9 protein-coding genes are annotated in these 8405 nt (G+C 39.9%); all 9 read left to right on the top strand.

Annotation, left to right across the window (positions count from 1 at the left end; all coding sequences use genetic code 11):
* The first annotated feature begins 257 nt into the window (after positions 1 to 257).
* Complete coding sequence (locus ABD920_RS18315) at positions 258 to 527, top strand: helix-turn-helix domain-containing protein (RefSeq protein WP_345160974.1); 270 nt, start codon at positions 258 to 260, stop codon at positions 525 to 527.
* Between the two features lie 56 nt (positions 528 to 583).
* Entirely contained in the window at positions 584 to 1585 is a 1002-nt protein-coding gene (locus tag ABD920_RS18310; protein ID WP_345160973.1) for an AAA family ATPase, read from the top strand.
* 51 nt (positions 1586 to 1636) lie between these two features.
* Positions 1637 to 2515, top strand: a complete 879-nt coding sequence (locus tag ABD920_RS18305; RefSeq protein ID WP_345160972.1) for a DUF58 domain-containing protein — start codon at positions 1637 to 1639, stop codon at positions 2513 to 2515.
* 92 nt (positions 2516 to 2607) lie between these two features.
* Positions 2608 to 3411, top strand: a complete 804-nt coding sequence (locus ABD920_RS18300; RefSeq protein WP_345160971.1) for a hypothetical protein — start codon at positions 2608 to 2610, stop codon at positions 3409 to 3411.
* Positions 3412 to 3418: 7 nt separating this feature from the next.
* Positions 3419 to 4414 carry a VWA domain-containing protein gene (locus ABD920_RS18295; RefSeq protein ID WP_345160970.1) on the top strand — a complete coding sequence of 332 codons (996 nt, stop codon included), beginning with the start codon at positions 3419 to 3421 and terminating at the stop codon, positions 4412 to 4414.
* 1 nt (position 4415) lies between these two features.
* The gene (locus ABD920_RS18290) at positions 4416 to 5405 is read left to right on the top strand and encodes a VWA domain-containing protein (RefSeq protein ID WP_345160969.1); all 990 of its coding nucleotides are present in this window, start codon (positions 4416 to 4418) and stop codon (positions 5403 to 5405) included.
* 27 nt (positions 5406 to 5432) lie between these two features.
* Positions 5433 to 6125 carry a tetratricopeptide repeat protein gene (locus tag ABD920_RS18285; RefSeq protein ID WP_345160968.1) on the top strand — a complete coding sequence of 231 codons (693 nt, stop codon included), beginning with the start codon at positions 5433 to 5435 and terminating at the stop codon, positions 6123 to 6125.
* Between the two features lie 14 nt (positions 6126 to 6139).
* The gene (locus ABD920_RS18280) at positions 6140 to 7558 is read left to right on the top strand and encodes a BatD family protein (protein WP_345160967.1); all 1419 of its coding nucleotides are present in this window, start codon (positions 6140 to 6142) and stop codon (positions 7556 to 7558) included.
* A gap of 29 nt (positions 7559 to 7587) precedes the next feature.
* A complete protein-coding gene (locus tag ABD920_RS18275; protein ID WP_345160966.1) occupies positions 7588 to 8322 on the top strand; it encodes an SH3 domain-containing protein in 735 nt (244 codons plus the stop codon).
* The last annotated feature ends 83 nt before the right edge of the window (positions 8323 to 8405 follow it).

Raw genomic sequence — 8405 nt, 5'->3', positions numbered from 1 at the left:
TGAGCCCGATGAACTATGAAAAGAACTGTTAACTTTATAACCATTAAGCAAGTTTACTGTCCTTCTTTTTCGACACACCTCACCTGTCTACTAATTATATCAATCCATTTACAAAGAAAGAAAGCATTCTGCGCAAATAATTAACTCTTTTTTATATTTTTATTAACTATTTTAATATTAATAAAACTCCCTTTGCATTATTACCCCAAAAAAGTATAAACAATTATTTGTTTTAATTTCTTTATTCACAATAAAAGATGCTTATGCTGTATACATATCACCATGAGATAGGATTAGAGACACAGGTACCCCTAATTGTAAAGCCTAAGCCACTCTTAACAAAGAGAGAAACTGAAATATTAAAACTGATAGCGGAAGAATACTCCAGTTTAGAAATAGCAGATAGCCTATCTATTAGTATTAAAACTGTGGATACCCATCGCAAAAGTTTAATAAAAAAAATAGGTGCCCGTAATGTAGTTGGGTTAGTCAAATATGCACTACAGCTACAGATAGCTACATTATAAGCAAATTTGACTACCACTGAACAAAATATTGTATAAATTTTTTCCTGTACAAAAATATGCTCCAGAATGACCTCCTCCTTTATACTCCACTGAAAGAACGGGTACAGCAAACTAGTATTATAATTAAAGAACTAAAAAGTGAAATAGGAAAGAACATCATTGGCCAGGAGTATATGGTCGAGCGTCTGCTGATAGCTTTGCTTGGTGGTGGTCATATTTTATTAGAAGGAGTGCCAGGGTTGGCTAAGACTCTAGCGGCAAAAACACTTGCAACAGCTATCGACGCTTCCTTTAGTAGAATACAATTTACTCCAGACTTGCTCCCATCTGATATAACTGGTACAAGTATATTCAATATGGACACAAATGAATTTCTACCAAAGAAAGGACCTGTTTTCGCGAACTTTGTATTAGCGGATGAAATCAATCGAGCCCCGGAAAAAGTTCAAAGTGCCTTGTTAGAAGCAATGCAGGAAAAGCAGGTAACGATAGGAGAACATACGTACAAACTCAAGCCTCCTTTTATTGTGCTCGCTACACAAAATCCTGTGGAACAACACGGCACCTATACTTTACCCGAAGCGCAATTAGACAGATTTATGCTTAAAGTAGTTGTGGATTACCCTCAATTGGATGAGGAACGATTAATTATGCGGCACAACCATAAGGTTGGTCTAAACATTACGAAACCTGTATTGACTGTAGAGCAAATACTTGAGATGAGCAAATTAGTAAATGATATATATATGGATGAGAAAATCGAAAACTACATCCTAAACATTATCTTTTCCACCAGATATCCGGCTCGGTTTGGGCTTCCTCAACTGCAAAACTATATTAAGAATGGAGCATCTCCAAGAGGTAGTATAAATCTTGCCACTGCTGCCCGGGCTTGTGCTTTTCTAAACGAGAGAGACTATGTGACACCTGAAGATGTGAAGGAGGTACATGCAGATATACTTCGGCATAGAATAGGCCTTACATACGCTGCTGATGCAGAAAACCTGACACAAGACGATATCCTTAAAGAGATAATAAATCATGTACCTGTTCCATAAAAAGAAATGTGACAAATCTTCTTTTGGACCCTTGCTATAAGATAAAATATAATGATAGCACCTTTCCAAAGTTACTGTAAGAAAGCACATGCCTTCAATGCACTTGTGTTAAAGGCTAAAAAGAATTCTGAACGACTAACCAGTGGGAGTCAACAAAGCTTTTTTAAGGGTAGAGGTATAACTTTTCAAGAAGTTAGGAAGTACCAGGCAGGCGATGATGTAAGATCCATACACTGGAGTATAACAGCCAGGCTACGTGAGCCGCATATTAAACTTTACAAGGAGGATAGAGACCTTAGCCTTTGGTTTCTGATAGATGTTAGCGGCTCTGGCATTTTCGGGACACATAAGCAGACAAAGTTCGAGGCTATCACTGAACTCTGTGCAGTGATAGCCTTAACTGCTCAGAAAAGCAACTGTAGCATCGGCGCAGTTTTTTATAGCGATAGATTAGAAAAAGTAGTCTTGCCTCAAAAAGGAAACTTACACTGTCTTAAAATTTTTCATTCTCTGACAAATCAGAATATAACAGGTAGCAAAACAAGTATTGCTAGTGCCTTAGACTACTTAATGAAAATAGCTAGCAAAGGGAGCTTAATCGTAGTGCTGTCTGATTTTATGAGCAATGCTTACGATCGTTCGCTAAAGGTAATAAGCCAAAAGCACGACCTTTTAGGTATTAGGATTTATGACAAATCAGAGGTTAATTTCCCCTCTGCCTCTTTCATGCATATAATAGATTCTGAAACAGGGGAAACAGCTACAGTGAATACCTCTTCTAAGCAATTTCAGTTGAGCTATACAACCTGGTACCATGAAAAAGTAGCCTATTTTGAGAAAGCCTTCACACAGGCTGGCGCAGGCATCTTAAATGTTGCCACCGACGAAGAATACAGTGATAAGCTGGTGAGTTACTTTCAAAAGAGATGATGCTTTGTACAGAGTTAACAATAGCTGTCCTGTTAAGCCTGTGGCTTGGAAGCATGAATACTATTAGGAGTAATCCCTTAATAAGTACAACAGTGAGCGAGACAACTCCCTTAATTGGTGAGCGTGTAGTTTTAACAGTAGAGGTGTCATGCCTAAGTGGTGCAAAAGTAGAATGGCCTAATATGAAGGAGTGTTTTGGAAGTTATGAAGTACTATACAAAGACGTTTCGACTACTTCGCTTAATGAAGGACTGGAGAAACAACGATTAGAAGTAACTCTAACAAATTTCACACCAGGCACTCATACAATTCATGCTCTACCCGTGAAGGTCTCCACACCTAATAGCCTTTTTGTATTACACAGTGAGCAGATCACCATACAGTATAGCTTACCAACCGTTGACCTTACGCTTCCTTTCAAAGATATACATCCTTCTATAGGCATTGAGTATTCACATGCCGAACTGTTGCCATACAAGATAGGTTCAGGTCTAACAATTACAATAATAATCATACTGCTGCTGCTACTCTTTACAAGACATTCATCACCTCATTGGATAATCTTTCCACACAGAGCCCCTCAATATTATAGACGTGCAGTAAAAAGCCTAGCGGAATTGGAGAAAAGCGACGACATTCATAATCAACTTTCCGTTGTTTTGCGAACGTACATACAGGAACGCTTCACAATCTCCATTAAGTCGGCTACTACACAGGAGGTTATAAGCCAGCTAAAAGTTCTGAATATAGAAGACGATAACTTACGGAACATTGCATGTGTTCTTGAAGAAACAGACGGGGAAAGGTTTGCCAGTATTAAAAATAAGACGGTAGATACAAATCTCCTGTTAAAAACTAGCAAAGCATTTGTGTTGGGAACAAATCCGATAAAATAAAAGTGTCATGAACTCCTTTTCCTTTCAGAACCCTGAGATGTTAAGTTTACTGCTGGTAGTGCTTTTCTTGATCTATTGGCATTGGAGGGTGAAACAGCAGGATAAGTCAGCAAAATTCATTTTTCCAGCAATAGAGGTAGCTACAGCTGGAGGCAACTCTCATGCTCCCCACTCTCTACTGTTTTTACTAAGACTCTTATCTTATTGTCTCTTGATCGTTGCGCTAGCAAGACCGGTTCAGGTAAAGCAGCAAAGAGAAGTCTTGCCTGAAAAACAAGTGGCAATTGTTTTGGCAGTAGATGTTTCGAAGAGCATGTTGGCAGAAGACTTAAAGCCTAACCGCTTACAGGCTCTTAAATCCATTGCATCCGAGTTCATAGACAGCCGTCCAAAAGATTTGATTGGTTTAACAGTTTACTCCGGTGAAAGCTACACACAATGCCCTCTCACTCATGACCATGCACTTGTAAAATCACTCCTATCTGATGCTTCGGCTGAATGGCTTAAGGATGGCACCGCTATAGGAATGGGTTTAGCTTCTGCTGTGAATCGTTTAAAAAGAAGTTCTGCTGAAGGCAAGGTAATCGTTCTGATGACGGACGGAGAAAACAACGCAGGTGCTATTGATCCTATGAAGGCAGCTGAGTTTGCCAAAAAATATAATATAAGTGTTTATACTATCGGAATCGGTACAGAAGGTACAGCTCCTTTTCCTGTACAGGATATTCATGGTAAAAAAAAGTACTATAATGTGCCCGTTTCCATAGATGAGGTACTGTTAAAAAAAATAGCACAGATTACAAAGGGAAGTTATTTTAGGGCAAAAAACAATCAGGATCTTAAAACAATTTACCGTAAAATTGATGCCAAGGAAACTCCTAAACCACAAATGAGGAGCTTCTTATCTTTTGAAGAACTATATATTCCTTTTGCTTTTACAGCATTAGGTCTGCTACTAACGGAGCTTACATTAAAATACTCTCTATTAAGAAGTTTTACATAGAATGAAGGTAGTGTTGGAGAACCCGTTGTTTCTGTGGTTGCTGCTGTTTATTCCAGCAGCATATCTGCTATATGTCTCCCACCTGGTATGGAGGAAACGTATCATAGGAGCTATGGGTGAACCAGCAATGATAGACAAACTTGTACTTAATAATACAGCACGAGGTCAGTTCACAAAACTAAATCTTACACTAGGAGCAGTTGTTTTCCTCTCCATTGCGCTGGCTGGTCCCAAGGTAGTAACTACAAGGCTGTTACCAAAAGCAGTAGGGGCCAATGTCATTTTTGTTATAGATGTTTCATTGAGCATGCTTGCTGAGGATGTTGCTCCAAACCGTCTGGAGAAGGCAAAATATATTGTTTCCAAAGCGGTAGATAAATTACCTCAAAGTAAAGTGGCGGTAGTGGTGTTTTCTGGTGTAGCGTTCCCGCTGGTGCCTCTTACGTCAGATCATTTAAGCGTACAAAACGCCTTACACGCTACCAAGGCTGACATGTTACCTGTACCTGGTTCATCCTTAGAACATGCTGTTAAAATGGCCGTACGCTTCAAAGCTAAAGACAATGCAGAGCATAGCTATGTCTTTTTGATCTCTGATGGAGAAGATCATACAGCCAATTTGAATGCAGTGATCGATAGTGCGGCTAACAGCAGGTTAAAAATATTCACCTTAGGCCTTGGTACCCGGCAAGGAAGTACCATACCCACACGTGAGCCTTATGGTAAACTCGTTTTGAAAAAAGACCATAACGGAAGAACAGTTTATACTTCACTAAGAGAGCAGGCACTGAAAACTATTGCTCGTCGAACTGATGGGAAATATCTACAGGTACTTAACACACAGGATGGAGTGAACTTCATAACCTCTACTATTAAGGAAGCCGAAAGCACAGCATCTACGTCAAAAGCTATTCAGAGTTCTGAGCATATATACCAGTGGTTATTGGGGACAGCCTTGGTTCTAATCCTGTTCGATTCCCTTCTTAGTTAGCACATATGTAGCCTATAAGCCAGTTTGATGAAAGCTTTACCTTTGTTACTGTTTCTATTCATACTACTCTTACCTACCACCGATACGCCGTGGAGGTTGGCTCGAAAAGCCCTTCAACAAGATCGTAACGGTGTGCTTGATGACGCTGAAGTAAATTATAAAAGAGCACTAAAGCAGCGGCCAGACTTTTACCAGGCTATATTAAACTTAGGGAACATATTATACAGACAGGAACGGTTTCCTGAAGCGTTGACTCAATACCAGTTGCTGGTTAACATGAGAGAAACACCTATACAACTCAGAGCAAAAGCTTTTTACAATGCCGGAACTACTTATCTTAGAAATGCGGAGCTGCAACAAAGCAAGCACTCATTACAGGAGGCCCTAAAACTTGATCCGGAAGACACATCAGCCAGATATAACCTATCTTATGTGATAAAATTGATAGCTGAACAAAACAAGGAGAAGCAGTCAAAGGAGAAGACAGGAGGTGGAAAAACTCCGGCAGACGCTAATGAAGAGGGTGCTAACCAAGGAAGCGAAGCCAGGAATAATGAAGAAGAGCCTGATTCTAAACAAGGATTGCAATTGCAGGAACAACAGCAGGAGAATATGAAACAGGTGCTGGAAGCGCTTGATCTTAATGAGCGAAGCGTTCTTGACAAGATGAAGCGCAACTACCGTACAAGCGGTAGAGCCAATGTAGAACAAGACTGGTAGAAAATGAAATAAGAATGGCTGTCTTACTATCAATATTACTCCTTGTATTACTACCGTACCAGCAGTACACAACTATAGACGGCACAAAAGTACAGGAAGGGAAGCATGAATTATATAAAGGGAATGACGTGCTTTTGCTCTGTGTCCCCTCAAAGCATCGTGTATATGCAGGAGAACCAGTTACTGTTAACTACAAGTTATTAACAGGCACCTCTGTTAAAGAGGCCGGAGTAATATCAGCCCCTATGTTCAGAGGTTTTAACGCTGAAGAAATCAAAACACTTGGTGCAGCAAAACCTGAGCGATATAAAGGAAGGGACTACACCGCAATATACTTGAAGCAAACTATTCTTACACCGCATAAACCAGGAACACTTACTCTTGAACCATTGACTATTTTACTTAAAGTTGAACTGCCTCCAAACCCTGACGATTTTTTCCAGGTAGAAAAGTACAAAGACTATATCTTATCATCTGGTAATGTAGAGATTGAGGTCTTAGCACTTCCCACCTTTATGCAAGGCTTGGCAGATGCCATTGGAAGATACAGCTTTAGCACTTCAGTAGAGGAAAGCGAAGTAACATTGGGGGATGTCATCAACTATAAAATAATGATTTCAGGGCTAGGGAACTCCAGTAATATTACTCCTCCCGAACTCAGCTTACCGTCACACATTGAAGTATATGGTCCAACAACAGAAATTGACAGAAAGTTGACAGCAGAAGGCCCTGCATCAAAACATATATATGAGTATAAACTCGTACCTCCCGACACTGGTACGTTTGTTATACCTGTGTTACAGTTTACTTTTTTTGACTCAGAGAAAGGCGAATTTATCACACTCCCATCTGCAGAGCATGAAATAAAAGTTAACGCAAGCCAACAGTATATACAGAAAGCTATAGAAAACGGCAGAGCCACCCACTCTCAACTCTTAAACAACAACGGCTTACTCATTCTGGATGCAGGGTCTCTATCTAAAAGGGGAAGCTTATTCTTTGGTTCCTACACCTTCTTTACTCTGTTTATCCTGGCTCTGATGTTATATGGTGTGGCTTATACTTATATAAGCTATACAGTCAAGATAAAGGCTTGCCCTCTCCTGTTACGAAGAAAAAAGGCCCTGAAGGTAGCTAAGAAACGGATTACCTCCTTAAAAGATGAAAAAAGCAATTTAGCTTTGAGCCAGCTTAGCACTACTATCCTAACTTACTTATCTGATAGACTGCAAGTTACCATATTAACAAGCAAGGAAGCAAAACAAGAATTACTCAAACAACGGGTCCCATTGCAGATTATAGATCAGCTACAAGAGGTGCTGTGGCGATGCTACGAAGCTTCTTATTCCCAAGCCGGCAGAACACCTAATCTACAGCAGATATGTCACCATACCAGAGTAATTCTGAGAGCAATAGAAAACGCAACCAGATGAGTCTTTTCAGGAATTTTTGCTACCTCCTTGTGGCAATAGCGTCTTTTACACAGCCTATTCATGCACAGGCACCTGATTTACTATATAGCAAAGGTGTTAACGAGTTTTCAAAAGGGAGAACAGCAGAAGCGATCATTATCTTTGAAGAAGTTCTTGCCCATGGCTATGAATCCGCAGCACTGTACAACAACTTAGGCTCGGCATATCTGCAGGAAGATAAGATCGGGCAGGCAATTTTGAACTATGAGAAAGCATTACTTATAAGCCCCCAAAACCCTCAGATACAAAATAATGCATCGGTTGCCAGAAATAAAACAAAATTTGTACAGCAGCCTGAAGATGTAATTTCAAGGCTTTCCAAATTAGTTTCACTTGCTTTTACTGTGGATGATCTGGCTATATTAGGATTAACAATGCTGGTACTTGGCCTTTGCCTGATGGCGCTACACTTATACGCAGGAAGAATGAGCCTTAAAGTTATCAGCGCCGGGCTCATGCTCGCTGCTGTTTTCACTCTGGCAGTTGCTACCCTGCAACTTTACCTCCATAGCAACACGAGCAAAGCTGTAGTTATAAAGCAAAAGATAGTAGTTAAAAAATCGGCAAGTTTACAAGCCAAGGACGCCTTTACCTTATATGAGGGGACAATTGTTAACGTACAGGATAACTTCGAAGGTTGGTATAAAATAAGTTGGACGAAAGATGATAAGGGATGGGTACAGATGAAAACCATAAAAAAAATAAAGACGTTGGACGCCCTCTAATCGAGGCTGTAAAACTAACTGTTTCAAAGGGTTTTGAGTAACACCTTTAACGCAGATAAAATGGAAAATCAAGACAGCCTGGA

Source organism: Pontibacter saemangeumensis, from assembly GCF_039541895.1.
In the GTDB taxonomy this organism is placed as follows: domain Bacteria; phylum Bacteroidota; class Bacteroidia; order Cytophagales; family Hymenobacteraceae; genus Pontibacter; species Pontibacter saemangeumensis.
Note: the sequence above shows the minus strand (reverse complement) of the source record. Positions and strands in the feature narration are given on the sequence as shown.

Coding starts and splice junctions, on each gene's coding strand:
- ABD920_RS18315 (WP_345160974.1), top strand. CDS start 258: ATGCTTATGCTGTATACATATCACCATGAGATAGGATTAGAGACACAG.
- ABD920_RS18310 (WP_345160973.1), top strand. CDS start 584: ATGCTCCAGAATGACCTCCTCCTTTATACTCCACTGAAAGAACGGGTA.
- ABD920_RS18305 (WP_345160972.1), top strand. CDS start 1,637: ATGATAGCACCTTTCCAAAGTTACTGTAAGAAAGCACATGCCTTCAAT.
- ABD920_RS18295 (WP_345160970.1), top strand. CDS start 3,419: ATGAACTCCTTTTCCTTTCAGAACCCTGAGATGTTAAGTTTACTGCTG.
- ABD920_RS18290 (WP_345160969.1), top strand. CDS start 4,416: ATGAAGGTAGTGTTGGAGAACCCGTTGTTTCTGTGGTTGCTGCTGTTT.
- ABD920_RS18285 (WP_345160968.1), top strand. CDS start 5,433: ATGAAAGCTTTACCTTTGTTACTGTTTCTATTCATACTACTCTTACCT.
- ABD920_RS18280 (WP_345160967.1), top strand. CDS start 6,140: ATGGCTGTCTTACTATCAATATTACTCCTTGTATTACTACCGTACCAG.